The sequence below is a fragment of the Paenibacillus sp. MMS18-CY102 genome (assembly GCF_009789195.1).
In the GTDB taxonomy this organism is placed as follows: domain Bacteria; phylum Bacillota; class Bacilli; order Paenibacillales; family Paenibacillaceae; genus Paenibacillus_T.
Window position 1 is genome coordinate 140363 of sequence record NZ_WSTC01000012.1, and the last position, 17807, is coordinate 158169.

The 17807-nt window shown below is 55.8% G+C and carries 19 protein-coding genes; 1 reads left to right on the top strand and 18 read right to left on the bottom strand.

From position 1 onward, the window contains the following. Positions 1 to 157: 157 nt before the first annotated feature. Positions 158 to 889, top strand: coding sequence for a glycosyltransferase (locus GON22_RS11085; protein WP_160396155.1), 732 nt, complete (start codon positions 158 to 160; stop codon positions 887 to 889). Positions 890 to 1155: 266 nt separating this feature from the next. Here the strand turns inward: GON22_RS11085 and GON22_RS11090 are convergent, their stop codons facing one another. The 18 genes from GON22_RS11090 to GON22_RS11175 all read right to left on the bottom strand — a co-directional run bounded on the left by GON22_RS11090 (position 1156) and on the right by GON22_RS11175 (position 17261). Next, positions 1156 to 1881 (bottom strand): glycosyltransferase, encoded by a 726-nt coding sequence (locus GON22_RS11090; RefSeq protein WP_160396156.1) that lies wholly within the window; start codon positions 1879 to 1881, stop codon positions 1156 to 1158. Then, entirely contained in the window at positions 1878 to 2930 is a 1053-nt protein-coding gene (locus GON22_RS11095) for an NAD-dependent epimerase/dehydratase family protein (protein ID WP_160396157.1), read from the bottom strand. Before GON22_RS11095 ends, GON22_RS11090 begins: the two co-directional genes overlap by 4 nt. Further along, positions 2927 to 3757, bottom strand: a complete 831-nt coding sequence (locus GON22_RS11100; protein ID WP_160396158.1) for a dTDP-4-dehydrorhamnose reductase family protein — start codon at positions 3755 to 3757, stop codon at positions 2927 to 2929. Before GON22_RS11100 ends, GON22_RS11095 begins: the two co-directional genes overlap by 4 nt. Further along, complete coding sequence (locus GON22_RS11105; RefSeq protein WP_160396159.1) at positions 3754 to 4737, bottom strand: polysaccharide biosynthesis protein; 984 nt, start codon at positions 4735 to 4737, stop codon at positions 3754 to 3756. Before GON22_RS11105 ends, GON22_RS11100 begins: the two co-directional genes overlap by 4 nt. Continuing rightward, positions 4730 to 5821, bottom strand: coding sequence for a non-hydrolyzing UDP-N-acetylglucosamine 2-epimerase (wecB, locus tag GON22_RS11110; protein ID WP_160396160.1), 1092 nt, complete (start codon positions 5819 to 5821; stop codon positions 4730 to 4732). The genes GON22_RS11105 and wecB overlap by 8 nt, the downstream gene beginning before the upstream one ends. 26 nt (positions 5822 to 5847) lie before the next feature. Beyond that, complete coding sequence (locus GON22_RS11115; protein WP_160396161.1) at positions 5848 to 7425, bottom strand: glycosyltransferase family 4 protein; 1578 nt, start codon at positions 7423 to 7425, stop codon at positions 5848 to 5850. A 175-nt stretch (positions 7426 to 7600) separates the two neighbouring features. Then, positions 7601 to 8725 (bottom strand): CgeB family protein, encoded by a 1125-nt coding sequence (locus GON22_RS11120; protein WP_160396162.1) that lies wholly within the window; start codon positions 8723 to 8725, stop codon positions 7601 to 7603. Positions 8726 to 8756: 31 nt separating this feature from the next. Further along, positions 8757 to 9893 carry a CgeB family protein gene (locus GON22_RS11125; protein ID WP_160396163.1) on the bottom strand — a complete coding sequence of 379 codons (1137 nt, stop codon included), beginning with the start codon at positions 9891 to 9893 and terminating at the stop codon, positions 8757 to 8759. Positions 9894 to 10091: 198 nt separating this feature from the next. Continuing rightward, positions 10092 to 10373 carry a hypothetical protein gene (locus GON22_RS11130; protein ID WP_160396164.1) on the bottom strand — a complete coding sequence of 94 codons (282 nt, stop codon included), beginning with the start codon at positions 10371 to 10373 and terminating at the stop codon, positions 10092 to 10094. Next, entirely contained in the window at positions 10370 to 10669 is a 300-nt protein-coding gene (locus GON22_RS11135) for a hypothetical protein (protein ID WP_160396165.1), read from the bottom strand. The genes GON22_RS11130 and GON22_RS11135 overlap by 4 nt, the downstream gene beginning before the upstream one ends. Beyond that, positions 10666 to 11001 (bottom strand): restriction endonuclease subunit S, encoded by a 336-nt coding sequence (locus tag GON22_RS11140; RefSeq protein WP_160396166.1) that lies wholly within the window; start codon positions 10999 to 11001, stop codon positions 10666 to 10668. The genes GON22_RS11135 and GON22_RS11140 overlap by 4 nt, the downstream gene beginning before the upstream one ends. 29 nt (positions 11002 to 11030) lie before the next feature. Then, positions 11031 to 11315: a nucleoside-diphosphate sugar epimerase gene (locus GON22_RS11145; RefSeq protein ID WP_160396167.1), complete on the bottom strand. Its 285-nt coding sequence runs from the start codon at positions 11313 to 11315 to the stop codon at positions 11031 to 11033. A gap of 88 nt (positions 11316 to 11403) precedes the next feature. Beyond that, on the bottom strand, positions 11404 to 12798 hold the full coding sequence (locus GON22_RS11150; RefSeq protein ID WP_237179106.1) for a glycosyltransferase family 2 protein: 1395 nt from the start codon (positions 12796 to 12798) through the stop codon (positions 11404 to 11406). Between the two features lie 24 nt (positions 12799 to 12822). Next, the gene (locus GON22_RS11155) at positions 12823 to 14013 is read right to left on the bottom strand and encodes a GT-D fold domain-containing protein (protein WP_160396169.1); all 1191 of its coding nucleotides are present in this window, start codon (positions 14011 to 14013) and stop codon (positions 12823 to 12825) included. Further along, positions 13940 to 14707: a sugar phosphate nucleotidyltransferase gene (locus GON22_RS11160; protein WP_160396170.1), complete on the bottom strand. Its 768-nt coding sequence runs from the start codon at positions 14705 to 14707 to the stop codon at positions 13940 to 13942. The genes GON22_RS11155 and GON22_RS11160 overlap by 74 nt, the downstream gene beginning before the upstream one ends. Before the next feature lie 49 nt (positions 14708 to 14756). Next, on the bottom strand, positions 14757 to 15515 hold the full coding sequence (locus GON22_RS11165; RefSeq protein ID WP_160396171.1) for a glycosyltransferase family 2 protein: 759 nt from the start codon (positions 15513 to 15515) through the stop codon (positions 14757 to 14759). After that, positions 15512 to 16345 carry a glycosyltransferase family 2 protein gene (locus tag GON22_RS11170; RefSeq protein WP_160396172.1) on the bottom strand — a complete coding sequence of 278 codons (834 nt, stop codon included), beginning with the start codon at positions 16343 to 16345 and terminating at the stop codon, positions 15512 to 15514. Before GON22_RS11170 ends, GON22_RS11165 begins: the two co-directional genes overlap by 4 nt. Beyond that, positions 16335 to 17261 carry a glycosyltransferase family 2 protein gene (locus GON22_RS11175; RefSeq protein WP_160396173.1) on the bottom strand — a complete coding sequence of 309 codons (927 nt, stop codon included), beginning with the start codon at positions 17259 to 17261 and terminating at the stop codon, positions 16335 to 16337. The genes GON22_RS11170 and GON22_RS11175 overlap by 11 nt, the downstream gene beginning before the upstream one ends. Positions 17262 to 17807: the final 546 nt, after the last annotated feature.

The following is a 17807-nucleotide window of genomic DNA, read 5'->3' on the forward strand; positions in this document are numbered from 1 at the left end:
GCTTCGCAGCCTCTGAGAGGCTGGCGAAACGGGCTTTTTGGTGCATATCGAAATGGGTGCCAAATGCAGGCCGCTGCTCGGGCATTCGACGTGACCCTACTTCCCTGGCTCTCGTATACTAGCATATAACGAACTAGGAAAGACGGGGTGTACCTTCATGCTGCCGGCAACCGGCCTCCCGAAAGTATCCATTATCATCCCATTCTATAATGACCCTTATGTAAGCCACTCGATCTCCAGCGCGCTTGGCCAAACGTATCCGAATATCGAGGTTATCGTCATCGACGACGGCTCAACCCGCCATCAGGATAAGATCACTCCTTTTCTCGGCCGCATTCACTATATTGGCAAAGGAAACGGCGGCACCGCCAGCGCACTGAACTACGGCATGAATCTCGCAACTGGCAAATACGTCGCATGGCTCAGCTCGGACGACCAATTCAAGCCGGACAAAGTGGCAAAACAAGTCGCGTATATGGAACGGACCAATGCGCAGATCAGCCATACCGATTATGACCTGACGAACGAGAACAGCGTAATTACAGCTACCTCCGCATCGGCTAAATTCCATTCGGCCAAAGCTTTTATCGCATCATTATTAACGGGCTGTGCCATAAACGGGTGTACGATTATGATGACGAAAGACCTTTTCAGGCAGATGGGCGGATTTAATGAAAGTTTGCCTTATACGCATGATTATGAGCTGTGGATTCGCGTAGTGCTTGCCCGGCATGATTTTCATTTTATTAACGAATCCCTCACGGTCTACAGGCGCCATCCCGGCATGGGGACGGCACGCCACTTCGATACGATCGTGAAAGAAGCAACCGCCATAATGAACATCTACCGGCAATCCCTAACGGCGCTTGTCGCCCAGTTGCCAGGATAATGCGGGCTCGCCAAGCAAAGCTTTCACAGATTAGAGCGGATGAAACGCTACTTTCTTGCGGCTGGCAATAAAACCAAGCCGCGAGGGATGCCGCATCCGCTTAGCTCTGCATTAGGCTTGTCCAGGCCCGCTAATTGGGAGCTGGCGGCTTAGCTTGCCTCCGCTAATGATACAGGCAAGCGGCCTATCCCACTGGACACTGGATATGGAAGCCGCCGCCGGCCGCTGCCGCTGATACGTTGCAAAGCTTGTGATCCAATCGATCGCTATCTAACGCCGAGCTGCGATAGAAACGCTTTGTATCTGCTCTCGTACGTACGGAACGTTGCTCTCGTCTCTTGCTCAATCGCCACCTTATTCCGAAGCGTCCCCATGCGCTCATGCCAGCGATAAGCAATGAGCGGCTCCGGCGTTAGATGAAAAGGGACGCCGGCCAGCAGCACGCGAATCCAATAATCCAGATCCTGCGTATATTGCAATCGCTCGTCGAACGGGCCTATCGATCGAAAGAGCGATTTTCGCATCATGACGGTGCAGCCATTAACCGGGTTGCTAGTGCGGAATGCCTGAAGCAGCTCATGCGTTCGGCTTGGCGGCGCGACAGCAAACTGCGTGTATCGGCCTATGCCGTCAATACAATCAAAGCCAGTATGGCCGATCCACGCATCGACGCTGCGCATGGCAGCGAGCTGCCGCTTGATTTTGTCCGGGTAAAAGACATCATCTGAGCTGAGCCACGCTACATATTCCCCGCTGGCGTGCCGAAAGCCGTGGTTCAGCGCGCTTGCCGTGCCGCCATTGGCTTTTCCTAAATAATGGATGCGATTCGCGTACGGCTTAAGCAGCTCTGCATGCTCGGTGGAGCCATCGTCAACGACGATGACCTCTACGTTACGGTGCGATTGCGCCAAGGCGCTGTCAACAGCCTCTCGTACATAAGGGTCATTATAGAATGGAATGACGATCGAAACTTTCGGTTCATGGCTGCTCATTGCCGCTCAGGCTCTCCCTTCTGAATCAACCTTGCTCTCGCATCCTCTAATGTATCCTGCAGTGATTGTTTCAGCGTAAAACGGGGCTCCCAGCCAAGCGACCGGATGCGGCTCGTATCAGTGGGGGCAGGAGACGGCGATGTGGAGTTGCCAATGTCAAAATGCAGGGGGCATGCCGCCAGCGCCATGAACTGGCTGGCCAATTGCTCCAATGTAACGAATCGTCCCGAAGCAACCGGGTACACGCTGCCTGGCGCGCCATGCTGCAAGAGCAGATCGTACGCAGCCATAGCATCGCGAACATCCAAGTAATCACGCTGCTCCGTCCGCGATGACAGCCGGAACGGCTGAATCAGCGGAGGCTTCCGGTCCGTATCAGCGGCTCCCGCTGCCTCCTCCCGCGCTGGCGAAACCGGCTGGCCCGCCACTCCATGCCCGCTTGGCGCTGCTGCAGCAATCGCTTCCGCTTGTGCGGCATACTTTGCTAACAGCATGCACAGCCCTCGCGACCGGCCAGGCCCAATTAAATTCGACGGCTCCGCAATGATGACATCCATGCCATACAAAACGGGCCAGCACTGGGCAAGCAGCACTTGCATCGTCTTGCTCACGCTGTAGGGATGCGCCGGTTCCGGCGGCTGATCGCCGGCTGGCAGCTCGAACCGCAGCATCGATCCTGCGATAAGTACGCGGCAAGGCTTCCCCAGCGCCCGGACCGCTTCCAACAGATGGACCGTCCCCATCACATTCGCCATCAGGTAGCCGGCCGGGTCATGCCAAGACCGATCCGCTGCGTTTAGCCCCGCAAGATGCACAACGTAATCCGGCTGTGCCGCTTGGATCGCTCGCTTCGCATCCGCTAAATCGGTCCAATCGCATGCGATGGCGGCGGTAGCCGGCTGATCCGCAAGCTGCCCCATGCTCCCGGCTGCCGCCCCGGAATGCCGCACCGATGCAACCGCCTCGTACCCCGCCTGCGCAAAATATGCCATGGCATGCTCCCCGCAAAATCCGCCTGCGCCCGTAACGAGCAGACGCGGGCTGCTCATCGCGCCCGCATCCAATCCGCTAATTCAGCGAGCATCTCGCGATACGGCGCAGCTTGATGGCCCCAATCCGGGCGCGTCGCCAGCAATGTCCGGTCAATCACAGGATCAGCAGCCGGCACAATTGTGACGCCTTCATGCCCGAAAGCTTGTTGGAACAGCCGCAGCAGTTCCAGCTTGCTGACGGTTTCCGGTGCCGTCAATTGCACTAGCCCGCCAATCTCCGGATGCGAGATGGCATACGCGATCGCTTTGGCAAGTTCCAACGTCGTCACGCCATTCCAATAGACAGAGGCGTACCCGCGGATCTCGCCTTTCTGCTTCAGAAACCATTGCAGCAATCCGATTCCATCTTCCTTCGGGTCTGGCCCAATGATCGAGGTGCGGATTGTTAGATGCCGCGGGTCTCTGGACTCGCCCATCGCCTTGGTCCGCGCATACATGGAAGTGCCTTCCGGCGCATCATACTCTGTATAAGAACCCCGGTCTCCCGAGAAGACGCAATCACTGCTAATATGAATCACTCTGGCGCCAATCGCATCAGCTAAGTGGCGCAGCCAATGCGGGAGCCACGCATTCACCTGAAAGGCCGCGAGCGGCGTACGCTCCGCCGATTCGTTCAAGACCCCGACAGCGTTAATAATGATGTCAGGCTGCTCCTGCTGGATAACCGCCTGAACCTGCCCATAATCGGCCGCATCAAGCCATATGCCGCTTGGATCGTCCGCTCGTCTCGTCGTATAGGCGACTTGGAGGTTTGATCTGTCTTGGAAGTAGCGGACAATCATATGCCCCGCCATTCCGTTGCCGCCGATAACGAGCAGTTTCATGCGAGGAACCCCCCACGAATGAGCATATCCCGAATTTGCTTCTTATCCATAATCTCTGTGCTGGAGCTGAAGCTTTCGAACGATACAGGCGGATACGGCGCGTAATGGCTTTTCAAGCCCGGAATATCCAGCGCCGGCAAAATAACGAGGTATTCATCGTCATAAACGACCGTGCTTAAGCTCTCGAATTCGGTAAGCAAAATCTCATGCAGCTTTTCCCCTGGACGAATGCCCGTCTCGATAATTTCTGCCTCTTCGCCAAGCGATTCCATCAGCACCTGCGCAAGATCAACGATTCGGCATGTCGGCATCGTCATGACGAAGATTTCACCGCCAAGGCTTTCGGATGAGGCTTTGAACAGCAAGGAGATGGCATCCTGCAGTGTCAGGAAAAACCGTGTCATCCCAAGATCCGTAATTCCCACTTGCTTCTTCGTCCGAATCTGGTTCATAAACAAATGAACGACACTGCCATTCGTGCCTAGTACGTTGCCGCCGCGCACACAAACGAACTTAGTTTCTGACCGAAGTAGGTTCGCGTACACGATCAGCTTCTCGCCAATCGCTTTGGTCATCCCATAGAAGTTCGAAGGGTTAGCCGCTTTATCCGTCGAGATGTAGATGACTCGTTTGACGCGGTTTGCGATTGCAGCTTCGATGACATGTTGCGTGCCGATAACATTTGTTTTGAGAGCCTCATAAGGCTGGTCTTCACATACTGGAACATGCTTTAGCGCCGCCAAATGGAACACGTAGTCGACTTGCTCGCATGCGCGCATTAGCGCTTCTTTATCCCGAATATCCCCGATGCAGAACGTCAACCGGGCATCCTCGAACGTCCGGCTCATCGCCACCTGGCTCGATTCGTTGCGCGAGAACACGATGATTTGCTTCGGATTTTGCGGCAGCAGCTGACGGATTAATTCGTACCCCCATGAACCCGTTCCCCCGGTCACTAGAATACGCGTATTATTAAACATGCCATTTCCCTCCAAGCACAAATTTCACCACAATATCCGAAACATTCGCCGCCTTGTAACCTTCCGGGCTTTCCCAATCTGCCGGCAATCCCATCATGACAGCCGCTGCCCCTGCAATCCGTTCCGGTGATAAGCCACATACCACGTTGCTGCCGCAATCAACTGTCTCAGGCCGTTCCGTCGTATCGCGAATCGTCACGGTCGGCACGCCGAACAAGCAACATTCCTCCTGCACCGTTCCGCTGTCCGTAATTGCCAGCCGCGCATGCTGCTCCAACTGCACAAAATCGAAAAACCCAAATGGCTCATGCAGCTCAACAAGCGGATGAAGCCCCTGCTGCATCTCGGCTTGCAGCTTCGAGCGCGTACGCGGATGAACGCTGCAGATGATGCGAAGGCCGAATTGCTCCGCTACCCGATTCAGCCCATCGAAGATCGACTGCAGGCGAGCGGCGTCATCTACATTTTCCGCGCGATGCGCGGTGACGAGCACATACTCGCCTTTGCCCAGCCCCAGCCGTTGCAGCGCATCGCTGCGGTCGATTTGCGGTTTGTAGTGTGTAAGCACCTCGTAGATCGGATTGCCGGTCTGCACGACCCGAATGGAAGGAAACCCTTCCCGCAGCAGATTGCCTTTGCTGTAGGATGTATACGGCATATTAATGGTCGACACGGCATCGATGACACGGCGGTTTTTCTCCTCCGGCACCTTCAAGTCGAAGCAGCGGTTGCCTGCCTCCATATGCACGACGGGGATGCCCATTCGTTCAGCGACGATTGCGCACAATGCGCTATTCGTATCCCCGAGCAGCAACACGACGTCCGGCCGCTCTTGCAAAAAAACGTTCTCTGCCTCGCCGAATGTCGCCGATAGCTGGGCGCCAAGCGATTGTTTGCCGGCCGCGAGCGTATAGTCAGGCAACCGAACGCCCATTTCTTCGAAAAAGATGCCGCTAAGTGAAGGCGAGAAGTTCTGCCCGGTATGAACGAGTACATGCTTCTCCGCCAGCCGATCCAGCTTTGCTATGATGAGGCTGAGCCGAATAATCTCGGGACGGGTGCCGAGTATGGTCATGACGCGCATCTTGTTTCTCTCCTCTCTTCCAGCAATTAACGACGTCTGCTTCTTCTGCTTCCTGCCCTGCGGGAACGGCTTGCTTGCCTCCGGCGTTGCGATTTGCCGGTTCGGCGGCTAAGCCTTCTCGATCGGCTGCCGCCACTGCTGCGGCTGCCCCTTCGCCTTGCTCGCGCCCCTCGGCGCTGCTTAGGCGATGAAGGCGGCCAAGCCGACTGGGCGAGCAGCGCGCTAGGCTCCACGGCCAACGGGCCAATCGGCTCCCCGAGCGGCAAAGCATGCAGCGTTGCATCGTCCACTTGCTTCACTTGCTCGAACGTGTAGCCCGCTTCCAACAGCGCCGTATCGGTGGTGAACGGGCGGCGTTGGCCATTCTCGAACAGGTAGACGGTTGGCGAACTGCCTTTCATCAAATGAGGCAAACCTTGCACCTTGAAATCCATCGCATCGAGCAGCTTCATCAGCCGGCTTCGATAAGCAGCAAGGCCGTAAGCCATCTCCGCTGCATGCCCGTTGCGGCTAGCGACCGCCTCCATTTGCTTCCTGTCATCGAGCAACTCACTCACCTTGGCGATAAGCCCCCGCACATATCCAGTCGGCACCGCATACGCCTGGTTGCCAGTCGCACGCATAATCTCGGCAAGCCCTCCTGCGGCGAAGGCGACGACCGGCTTGCCGAATAATATCCCTTCTAGCGCTGTCAGCCCGAACCCCTCTGAGGCCAAGCTTGGCACAACAACCAAATCGAAAGCCGGGTAGACCGTCTCGATCTGCTCCTCGAATCGAATCCAGCGGAACCGGTCCAACACGCCTTTATTGCGCGCAAGGTCCATGCCTGCTTCAAACAAAGGCGCATCGACGGGATTGCCGATTAATAGGAACATAGCATTGGGATAACGCCCTATCAGTTCAACTGCCATCTCCATGAAAGCGAGATAGCCTTTGTTCTCATAAATGGACGAGGCTATAAATCCGATTAGCTGCTGATGCGGCTTAATCGCCAGATTCGCGCGCCGGCGCTCCCGGTGCTTCTGCCACATCGATGGCTGCAAATCTTGCGCATTCCAGGACGGCGGCAGCAGCAGCCACTCCTTCCGATGCGGGCAAGCCCATTGGACCGGCTCCAGCGTCGATTCCGAGATGCCAACGATCCAATCGGCATATTGATCGATGACCCCGACAGCTTGGGCAGTAAATGCCGTTCGCCGAATCGTCTCCATCAGCATCCATACGACGGGTATTCCTAGCTCCTTGGCCGCTATCGCCGGCATCGGATGAACGGACGTATTCACAAGCACCGCGTCTGGGCGCCGCTCAGCCAGCAATTGCACGAGAGCAGCATACTCGGGCGTGCTGCGGAATTGGTGAAGCTCTTCCATCAGATGAGACTGCGCCAAATAAAGCGAGACCGCGAGCGGCACAGGAAGCACGAAGATCGAAATGCCGGCAGCAGCCGCTCGCTCTGACAGATAGCCATTATTCGGAACGACGAGTGTACATGCAAAATACGGCTTAAGCTCTTGTAGCATGAACAGCAGAAGCTTCTCCGCCCCGGTGACATAGGCCGGGCTGCAAATATGCGAGAAGACGTACAATTGCGGCTTGGAACGCAAGAAGACGCTCACCTCCTAACAGTTGATGCTCCACTACAATGTTCACAACAATCCCAGGTAGTACAATATATTGGCGAGACGGCCGTCATGGCACGACAGATGAACCCTCAACAAATGCACAAAAATCGGCGGTTCAGACACTGCGCCTGCCGCGCTGCGCGTCTGCCCGCCTCCTTTAGCCGAACAATATGGACAGCATCGTCTCTAAGCGCTTCGTATACGTGTGGTCGCGCATCGTCCGGTACAATCCGCGCAGTGCAATTTGCTGCCGCTCCTGCTCATGGTTCAAGTAATAATCAATCTTCTCGACCATTTCCTCTGGCGAAGCATACGTAATAATCTCGACATCCGGCGTATAGTACAACGGCAAATCCTCACGTAAATCCGTCAGCTGCAACGTGCCGCAAGCCGATATCTCGAAGGTGCGGGGATTCGGCGAGACGGCCCCTATGTTCGCGCTGTTATTATTAAATGTTTCATCATCATGCGCCCGATGCATGTTAATGACGATCTGGGCCCCATTGTACGTATGCGCAGTCTCTTGGGGATCCATCCAGCGGCCAAGCGCGATCTTTGGTTCGAGCATAGCGAAATCGCGCAGGCGCTCCCACCAAATTCCGCTGATGAGGGTATCCTTCGTGGACAAATAGCCCGTAATTTGATTAAAGAATTCGACGCGCCTCCAATAGGCCGAACCGACGAAGCTAATTTCCCGCCGCATCGCTTTGGGCGGATTTATCGGGCGGAAGGAAGCTGGATCTACACCAAGCGGCAAATAATGGACATTCTTGCAGCCAAGCGCGCGATAATAATCAACACAAGTGCGCTCCAGCGTAAAAATGTCATCATAATGCGGCGCGAGCCGGGATGTTATGTCCGTATAGTAAGGGTCATCCGTGAACCAGACAACGGTTCGAATGCCCAGGCGACGCATCTCGTCAACCTGCTCCGTATCAAATTCCAGCCCGTCCAGCACGATGACGGCATCCGGTTTGAGCCGGGCTGCTACTTCCGCAACGGGCTGATTGGACGTGGTGATGCTAAGCCTTGCCGTTAAAGCGCGAAGCGTTTGTGCGATCGATTCGTCTAGCGGAGAATAAGGGAATCCTTTGCCCGTCGCAACGAACAACACATGAGCTGGCGTGACACGAACGTCCTGCGGCAGTGTCCGCAGCAGCGATTCACATCTGCCGTACCAATAGCCATGGTCCCAGCCCCTGCGGAATCCTTCCTCCCGCCCATGCCGGAACGCCGCTTCTCGGCTGGCCTGCCGCATAATCTGACTTCTCGGCGTAGCCAAAATAGCCACCTCCTTCTCGATCCATCTGAGTTTAATTAAAATAACCGAGCGCCTGCATAACCTGCTCCATCCGTGACATGTAAGTATGCTCCCTCAATGTTCGGGCAAGCCCCTTCACGGCAATCGCACTGCGCAGCTCTTCGTTCGCGAGATAGAAACGAATTTTCTCGCCTAGCTCCTGCGCACTTTGGAACGTGTCGAGCTCAATTCCCGGCTGGTAATGCTGGATTAAATCATCCCGGATGTCCGTCAGCTGTAGCGTACCGCATGCAGCGATCTCGTACGTGCGCGGATTAATCGACCTCCCGGGGTATTGGTAGGTGTTCTTATTATCCAGTCCCGCTTCAGTCGTTCGATGCATATTAATGACAATTCTAGCGCCGTTATAATATTGAATGGACTCTTCAACAGGCAGCCAGCCTTGCCGAATAAACCGCTTCAAACGGTCATACGAAGCTAGGCGCTCCCACAGCCCCCCAGCGATAAACACTTTTAAACCGACCAATTGCTCGGCAAGCGCATCGAACAGTTCTACGCGGTTCCAGAATGCCTGACCGATGAAACAAACGTCTGACCGATAGGCGTGAGCAACGGAGAATGGCTTAAACAACGCAGGATGAACGGCGAGCGGCATATAATGCACATCGCTGCACCCAAGCGATTGATAGAGCGGGATCGTGCTCAGCTCATGCGTCAGAACCGTATTGTAATGCGGAGCCACTTTGACCGTGTCCTCCGTTACGTAAGGGTCATCAGCGAACCAAATCACAGTGCGAATGCCGGCGGCTCGAATCGTATCAATCTGCTCGAAGTGATTATCAGGAAACACATGCAGCCCGTTAAGCACGAATACGAGATCTGGACGAATGAGCATTGCTTGCTCCGCCATCCGTTCCGCCGGAACGACATGGAGCTCTTTGACCGTCTCCCTGAGTGCGTGCGTGACCCCTTCGTCAATCGCCTGAAACCCTTGTGGCACATAGATCGCCCTTACGTTCCTTCTTCTTGCAACGGGCATCGCGGTATGGCGAAGGACAGCTTCGCAAGCGCCATCGCGCCAGCCCATCCGGTAGCCTGCCTCAAAACCTGCGACCGCTGCATCGGCATGGGGCACAATTACCGGGCCTGGCATCGCGCTATGGATGCCAGCTCGCCTATTCCGGCTCATACGGTTCACCTCATCTCCACCATATGCTCTCCATGTCGAACACACATAGGGTATGTGCCGCGTGTCCGGCAAAATTGGCGAATGTCCCATTCGTTATTCGGCTTGTCCATACATGCCAAATAACCCGATTGGCAACCATTGGATGGGCCATTCCCATCCGCATGGCGCTAACCGGGCATTCGAAGGCGCCCCCACCGATTATGGCTGCTGCTCATAGGCAAGCTGATGACCATCCTCGAAGCCTTTGGCAAAGCCCGCATTGTAGCCCTCATTGTACGCTTGGTCAAACCCTTGGTTGTACGCTCCTTGCTCCGTTTGAGCCGGACGCTTCCGCCCAGCCGCGGCTCGCCTTCTCGCAGCCGGCTTAGGCTTGCGTGTGGAGGCTCTTTTTCTGGCACGCGGCTTTACAATCCGCCGGCTTCGTTTCTTCGTCCCTGCCGCCGGCCGCCTTGCCCGCTTCGCACTCTTGCTCGCTCTCATTCTTCATCCTCCTTAACCAACCGGCTGCTGATGCACGCCTTCCGCTGCAGCCACGGCCCTGCAGGCCGCCCACGCCGCTGCTCGCCAAGCCGGGTCCCAGCAGCGGACTCCACTAGCATCTGCTGCATGCGCGCGAGCCGCTCGACATTCTCCTTCAAGGAGCGGGCGAGCGGGTCGGAGCGTTCTGCAACGTCTGCGATCGATTCCAATATTCGCGCAAGCGCGTGCTGGCTCCGCGCAATAGCTGCCACCAGCTCCAGCTTCACGGCACGCTCTTTATGCTGTAATCGGCTCACAACCTGCCCCCTGATTGTCCGCCCCCGAACAGATTACTGCCGTCGTCGCCGCTGTCCAGCCCATGCTCCAACGCAACCTTCATAATCGCATTCATGCCCCGGCCCAGCTTCGTCAAGCCATCGATCACCTCAACGATCTGGTCATGCAGCCGCATCGTTTCTTTCAACTGCTGGTGTTGCTCATTGAAGGAATCCGATGAGACATGATTGAGCATCCAGTTTCGTACTTTTTCCGCTTCTACCGCCTTCGCTTCCAGAATCATCGAGACGTTCCATTGCAGCTTGGCGGCGGTGTCGAGCATACGCTTATAAGCCTGTTCGCGGTCCGCCATTGTCCAAAGCAACCTCCCCTGCCAAAAGGCTATTCTTCATCCTCTTCCATCTCCATGATGACGTGGTACAGTTGTTCCGCCATCATCTCTTGGAGCTCTGCCACGCTATTCAAATACGCAATGACGCTGTTCGTCACGCCATTAGCTTGATCGAGCAGCCCCGCGAACCCGCCCAGCTCGGGATCTTCGTCCGGGAGTGCATGCACGACCTGCGCCATACGGACAGCAACATGCCGTTTTGCTTCCAACACCCTAACCAGCTGGCGATTCGTGTGGGATACATGCTCAATCAACGCATCAATTGGATCCTCCACGGGCGTTGCCCCTCTCCCCATGCCTTGCTGTTACCAGCATATGCGGCGAATGTATTGCGGTGACTCCGGCACACTTGGCTATCTGCCGCTAGAGCAGCTGGCGAAGGGTAATTGGAGCAATGATGGGCAGCCCTTCCGGCAGTTCGCCCAACTCCGAATCTGTTAATGTTAAAGCCTTGCGCCTATCAAAGCCCCACTTCATCGCTGCAGCAGCTGTTACGATTGGCCGTTTAACGTTACCTTCTATTAGAAAGCGAATGTTTCCGCTCTCCCCCATTACGACCGTACCGTCTCGAAATATCGAACGTTGAAGCTCGGCTGCACGGAGCCGTGCCTCCAATTCACTTGCATGAATGGACTGCCCGATCGAATACCGGCGAATATCCAATTGGGACAATCTTGTTATGGGCAAGGCTAGCTCGCCTTCTAGCGGCCGCCGCTGGCCATTTTCCAGCCAGAACACGATGTCCCCGACTCCTTTGACCAGCACGCCTTCAGGATAGAAAGCAGATTCCCCCCGGGGAATCGCAACCAGCCCATCTTTCGGCTCTTCCTTGATTCGGCGCTGCTCATTCACGCGATGAACCCACTCGAAGGGATTTCCCCATTTTTCCATATAAAACTGCATATTATGTTCGTTAACCGACTCGAATTCACTGCCGAGCGCCTTCATGCTCACGCTCCCGTAATGATGAATGAACGAATCGCGCGCAATGACGAGCGTGTAGCCCTGCAACCGTACACGAATGTTAAAGTCATCATCCTCGTAATTGCCGATTTCGTAGCCTTCGTCAAAGTAGCCAGTCCGCTCCAGCAGTTCCCGGCGGAACAATAAGCAGAAGCCCGTCAATCGGTCGGTGCGCTGCCACTTGCTAGGATCGGTCTGGTTATTGTGCTTCGCATACTCATACATGTCTTCAATTTCCTCATAAGGAACCTCGACACGCTGGTCGCCGCTAATATAATTCGTCACCGGACCAACCATGCCGATGCGCGCATCGCTGTTCAGGCAAGCCAGCATATTATCCAGCCAGTTGTCCGTGACTAGCGTGTCATTGTTGAGCAGCAGCACAGTCGTCCCTTTTGCCATCATTAAGCCCGCATTTACAGCACCTGAAAACCCTAGATTGCTGTCCAGAATACGATAGCGAACCTGCGTACCGATTTCCCGCAAGTAAGCGCTCGTCTCATCGGTCGAATGGTTGTCGACGACGATAATCTCATAGGGCAAATCCGTATGGTCGCCAATGCTCTCGATACAGGACTTCAAATAATTCGCTTTGTTATAGGTCGGAATGATAATGCTCGTGCCTTCAAAATGAGTCTCGAAACTCTCGAATCCCGAGCGTTGGCCTTCATCATAGCCCGCGCTATATCCTCTCTCGTAACGCTGCTGCAGCCGCTCGGCCGGTTTCCTTTGCCTTGGCGCACTGCGCCTTGTTCTGCGATTCGAGCGTCGAAGCGGCTTTGCGGTGCTTCTCATGCCCTTCATCCTTTCTCCCATTTCTTAGGGCGAAAGCTGTATTTGGCCTTTGACGATAGCGTCAGCCATATGGCCAAAATCAAGCGCAACCTTCCCCAGCTCCTCTGCAATTCGCCATGCGATCACCGTTGCCGGTATGCCGGCTGCGACCAACGCTAGATCGAACTGCGCCGCCTGTGCCTCCGCCATCACCCGCTCAATGTCGGCAAACCCTCTCACCGGCGCAATGACTCCGGAGACGGTGTATCCTGCACCATTGAGCACATTCGCCAGCGATGGACAGGTATTGCCGATGAGCAGCAGGCGTTTGCCGCGAATGAGCGGCTGCAGCAGCCCCGCTTGAAAGAGGCTGTAGTTAATCGTTGATGACGTCATTCGAAGCTGGCGCACGGGAATGCCATGTTCTCTTAGCACGGGGAATAGGAGCGGTTGAAAATATTTGCGGCGCGAAAGCGGCACGCCAACAATATGGGCACTGCTCACTGCTCGCGCCAGCAAATCACGTGCAGCCAGATCCGGCGGCGTTACCCCCGCATACGGCAAGTAAGGGGCTTCTTGCATAATCGTGCCCGTTGGATAGATGACATCCTGCGCTAACGCCATCAGCTCGCCATCGCCAATCCGAATGACGGAGCAAGGCACCGAATCCCGGATTGCCGTTTCCAGCTCATGATAAACAGCCTCGGTATCTAGCAACGGTATCGCTGTAGGCAGGAGCTTCTCTACCCCTGCGGCAATCACATCGCGCAGCTCGATATCGGGAAGCAGCGCATTCGCGGGAATTGCCTTCTCCAACCATTGCTCGCCTGCTGCGTACACTGCATCCTCAAACGGGTCCTCGACCCCATTCTCGCCGATCGGGCGAGGCGCTGGCGCCGGTTGTGTTGCTGCCAATGGCTTCACGGCATCCGCGAACATTGGCTCTGCCGCCGGAACCGGCTGTAGACGTAAGCCCGCTTGCGTTCCTTTCGATGAGCGGCGGCGCGCCTTGCGGCGGCGTTTGGCCGGCACAACAGCCGCAGCCTTTCGTTTCCGCCTAGCACCTTCCGTCGGCACTACGGCACGCAACGGGCGCCGAAGGCTCCGTACGCTTCGTCCTGAGCTTGCGACTGCTGGCTTCATTCGTGGCTGACGCATCGCTTCACCCCGTTCCTTCTCCTTGCTCTGTTTCACCGTCGCTGCTTCGATTACCCAACATTTGATGCGCTGCTTCATGAAGCGACTCGAATGTGCCTGCATCCGCCCACCAGCCTTCGAGTGTTGCGAAGGATAACAAGCTTCGCTGCGCGTAAGCATTGTTCAAATCCGTAATCTCAAGCTCCCCGCGTTGGGATGGAGCGAGGTCCCCGATCAGCGAGAAAACGGCCGAGTCATAAAAATAGATGCCAGTCACGCTGTAGTCCGTATCGGGATGCTCCGGCTTCTCCGTAATGCGCGTAATGATTGGGCCGCCCTCACTGTGGCCGAATGTCGGCACACCGTAACGATGCGGGTCCTCTACTTGTTTCAGCAGCACCATCGCACCTGCTTCTTGCCGTTCATACTGCTGCGCATAAGGCCGCAGCGAATGCTCGAACAGATTGTCGCCCAGCAACAGTACGAACTTCTCGCCGCTTCCTACGAATGGCTCCGCCAAATCTAGCGCTTGCGCAATGCCGCCTGCCTCCTCCTGAATTCGATAGGTCAGCGACACGCCCAGCTCCTCGCCGCTGCCTAGATACTGAATGAACATCCCGGCAGCCATTCGGCCCGTAATGAGCATGATCTCAGTTATGCCTGCCTCCTGCATTTTTGCCACCGCATAATGAATCATCGGATAACGGCCGACCGGCAGCATATGCTTATTCAAATATCCGGTTAACGGCTTCAGCCGCGTTCCAGTTCCACCGGCTAATATAACAGCCTTCAAAATTACACCCCTCCTGTACCGATCAGTTGGCTTGCCCATCCTATTGCTTTTAACTAGTAACGAATGCGCTAGGGTCAATGCCCCATTTGTCCACAAATTTCTGGCGGTTCGCCGCCAGCAGCTGTGCAAGCGCATCTTGATCGGTATGGCGGAAGCTCGCGCTGCCTTCGTGATACACGAGCACATCCCTGCATAACAGCAAACCATAGCCATTCATCCGAATGCGCAAGCATAAGTCATCATCCTCATAGTGGCCCGGCGAGAACCGCTCATCCAATTCGCCGACCCGTTCGTACACTTCGCGAGTAAACAGAAGGCATAAGCCGACTAGCCGCATGACACGCTCTCGTTTGTTCCGATTCGGCTCGTTCACTTCTGTGGCAATGCCCATAAACTGTTCCAACGTTTCAAATCGATAATCGACCTGTTGCACGCCGCTCGCATAGTTCGTAACTGGACCGGCGAGCCCGATGTTCGGCTCTTCATTCAGCCCTTCCGATAGGTTCGATAGCCAGTTCGGCGTCGCCACGATATCGTTGTTCAGCAGCATAAGCTGGTCACCTGCCGCAATCCGCAGCCCTTTGTTGCACGCAGCTGGGAAGCCTTCATTCGAGCCTAGGGAGAGAAACGTGAGCTTCTGGCCGATGCACCACTGTGCTGTGCCGTCGAGCGATCCATTATCAACAATGATGAGTTCATAAGGAGTGTCCGCCTCATTCGTATGCTCACGAATGGACTGGACTAGGCGCTGAAGCAGCCCCAGGCCGTTATAGGTCGGAATAATGATGCTTGTCATTGGCTTCGTCATTGGCTTGGCTTCCTTAACCGTCCGGCCCGTTGCCGCATCGTGTCCAGATGGGCCAGCCTACGCCCGTCCTTCTCCATGACATGCTTAAGCGCTTCGACATGATCGCCGACGATCAAGCGGGACATATCGTTATTAGCCCCCACATTGTTGCCGCGAAGCCGGTTTGGCCCGAATACGTTCACTGCGCATGCCGTTCGGATGGCCAGCCCTTCACGCAATGCGGCCGCCTGTGCCTTCGGCGGCACGGCAAGCAGCGAGCTGCCGATCACATTAATTGCACGGCGGGAGAGCGCATGGGGAACGGAAGTCATGGAATTCGCCAGCAGATCCGGCCGGCCCATTGAAAGGTTCAGAAAAGCTTTGAGCCTCGTCACATCATCCCAATCGCGGAATAGCGGTAAGTATGGCGTTATATTGTTGAGCGCAACGTCTGCGCCACGATCCACTGCTACAAGAAACGCTCGCAACTGGTCTGCACCAATGCGAAAGTCTCCATCAACGAACAAGACGATATCTGATTTGGTTAGCCTAGCCCCGATTGAACGGCCAACATCATGCCCAAGCTTCTCCGCATAATGGACGACGGTTACGCCGGGGAATGACCGGACGTTGCTAAAGCTATTGTCCGTGCAGCCGTTCAACACGACGATTGTTTCTGCAAGGGGCAGCTTCCCAAGTTCGTTAAGGACAAGAGGAAGTGTATCCTGTTCGTTGTGCGCCATAATGACGGCTGCGGCACTGCCCTTGAGCGTGGCCGTTGGTGCCGCTGCACGCGGCTCCGTTTTTTTGATCCTTCGCCTGCTATTCATTCGCTTATGCTCACCTCGCATATTGCCGCCTCCTGTAAGGATCGCGAAAGCCGCCACGCTCGCCGCTCCGCTCGGTCAACCAATCGATCGCTTCCAAGTGGTCGCCAACGATGACCGTTTCCAGAGGCTGAACACGCTCACGCTCACGTCTAGGACGATTCAGTTTGCCAACGTTAATTCGTTTGACAGCCTCCACGCGCAATCCAGACTTGATCGCTCTTGCATGTGCGAGCGGCGGAACCGCCAAAGCCTCCGCTCCGATAATCGATAAAGCGGCGCGGCTCATGGCGTGCGGAATTGCTGTTAATGAGGTTCCATTCAAATCCGGCCGTTCCAGCAGCGTATTCAGCGCATGTTTGGCGAGCACAACGCCATGAACAACCGTTTTGGCCGTAGGTCCTGAATAATCGTTCAAAGCCACGTCGACGCCCTCGGATGCTACCGCTCGAATGAACGGCCGCAGCTGCGCCGACGGGATAACCATATCGCCGTCAATAAATAGCAGCACCTCGCCTTGCGCAGCGGCTGCACCTACTGCACGGCCTACATCATGCCCCAGCGGATGGGCGTATTCAATAACCCGCGCGCCTGCACGCCTCGCCAATCCAGCTGAGCCGTCTGTTGAACCATTGGCAACGACAATCACTTCTGCCGAAGGATGTACCGCCAACGCTTCACGAACGACACGGCGGATCGTATGGCGTTCATTCATTACGGGGATCACGACGGATACGAGCGGCACTGCTCGCGAACGCTCGGCTGCTTGTTCGGTCGGAGCAGCAATAGCTCCAGCTGTCCTGCGGCGTGCGCGCCTGGCTTGCTGCTGCGCCACGCCACGCTTGCGCGAAGAAGCGCGCGGCCGCAATCCGGCAGCCCGCGGCCGCTTGCTGCCCGGAGCCTTGCGGGATCGGATGCCACCTGTCGCGATACGCTCCATTCGATCACCTCCTCATGAACAGAATCGCTAACGAGAGCAGTAGCGTATCTGCTACTTTTACAAGCTATTGTATGTAGAGAGAGTTGCTTCGCAACGGCGTATGTACGTCAAGGCATTCGCGGGTGCATCCCTGCCCGGTCGGCAACCGGCACAGTTGTCCGGCTGGGCTGGCGGCTGTTTAGGGTACATTTTTCTGCCCTATTCGTGCTCTAGCTGGGCTGGGGGCTGTTTAGGGTACATTTTTCTGCCCTATTCGTGCTCTAGCTGGGCTGGCGGCTGTTTAGGGTACATTTTTCTGCCCTATTCGCGCTCTAGACGGGCCGGCGGCTGTTTAGGGTACATTTTTCTGCCCTATTCGTGCTCTAGCAGGGCTGGGGGCTGTTTAGGGTACATTTTTCTGCCCTATTCGTGCTCTAGCTGATGACGTACAATAGTCTGTGTACCATGATCTGGAGTATTCCCAGAACATAAAAAAGTAGGGTATCCTCGGGGTTGCTGAGACCACCAAGAAAGGACCCTACTCGATGACTACTATACCCGAAAATG